Genomic DNA, 1,251 nt, shown 5'->3' with positions numbered 1-1,251 from the left:
CGAGATCGGCCACCTCGCGCTTCGTCGCGTCGGTTCCGAGCGCCTGAACCTGCGTGACTACCTGCTGAGGGATCTCTCTCAGCAGGGCGATGTGCTCGCGAGTCTTGCCGGTCGACTTGTCGAGCTCACTGACCTCGGCCTTCAGCGCCTTCAGGTTCTCCTTGCGGGTCAGGAGTTCGTTGCTGAGAGCCTCGTTCTGCTTGTCCGTCAGCGCGCTCCAGTCGGTGGCCTCAAGCAGCTTGAGGTCCCGCTCCTCCTGCCGGATTGCCGAGTTCAGCTCGCCGCGTGCCTTCGTCTCCCCAAGGATTCCGTCGATGAGGGTCTGCTTGCTGATCCCGAGGGTCCCGATGCTCTTGAGGAGGTCGGTCCCCTGTAGGTCCTGAATGATCATCGACTTCGTTGCGCGGGTTGTCGCACCAGTCACGAGGTCGAGAGTGTCGCGGTACGACTCCCACGTCGTACGGCTCCGGTCGGCGGCTGTCGCGGCCTTCTCGGTGTGGGTAGCGAGCGAGAGCATCGCGCCAGCGCCGGCGCCGATCGCCGCACCCCACGGGCCACCAGTGACCGAGAACCCGAGCAGCGCGCCGCCGGCGGTGGTCTCGAGCAGCGACAGACCGTCGTTGGTCTCCTTCACGCCCTGCGTCAGCGCGAGGAGCCCACCGATCCCAGCCGCCGTCTTCGCCGCACTCGACAGAGCCGTGGTCCGCTTCTCCGCGTCCCGCAGGTTCGTGATGAACCCGCCCGTCGTCGACGTCACCGACGTCACCGCACCAGTCAGGCGGGGCAGCACCAACGCCGCGATCCCCGCCTGGACAGCGAGGTCCTTCACCGGGCCGGGCAGATCCCCGAACACCTCCACCGCACCCTGCGCGATGTCGACGACCGCCTTCAGGGGCGGGATGACCGAGTCCTTCACCGTCCCGCCGAGCTCGGCGAACTCGTCCTTGTTCTCCGTCAGCCAGTCAGCCAGGTCATCCATCGCCGGGATGAGCCGCTCGTCGACGACGTCCGCGCCGGCCGACAGCACCGGGATCAACAGGGTGCCGAACTTCGCCTCGAGGTCCTCGACCTTCGCGCCGAGCCGCTGCCCCTTGCCCGCGATCGTGTCGGACTCCCGACCGAACTGCCCGGCCGCCTTCGACGTCTGCTGAAACAGCAGGTCGAGGCGGGCCTGCTGCTCGGCCTGCTTCTTCGCCGAGCCGGTGAGCTTGTCCAGCCCCTTCGCCGCGAGCCGGGCGTTGATGTCGGACT

General features: G+C 67.7%; 1 protein-coding gene. It reads right to left on the bottom strand.

The features are described 5' to 3' along the window. Positions 1-1,251, bottom strand: a 1,251-nt coding sequence (locus ACOADB_RS07355; RefSeq protein ID WP_378597314.1) for a hypothetical protein, incomplete at both ends; no start/stop codon positions are given.

The sequence above is a fragment of the Nocardioides sp. CPCC 206348 genome (genome assembly GCF_048654705.1).
Classification (GTDB): Bacteria; Actinomycetota; Actinomycetes; order Propionibacteriales; family Nocardioidaceae; genus Nocardioides.
The sequence above is the reverse complement of the archived record's forward strand: the minus strand, read 5'-3'. Positions and strand labels throughout refer to the sequence as shown.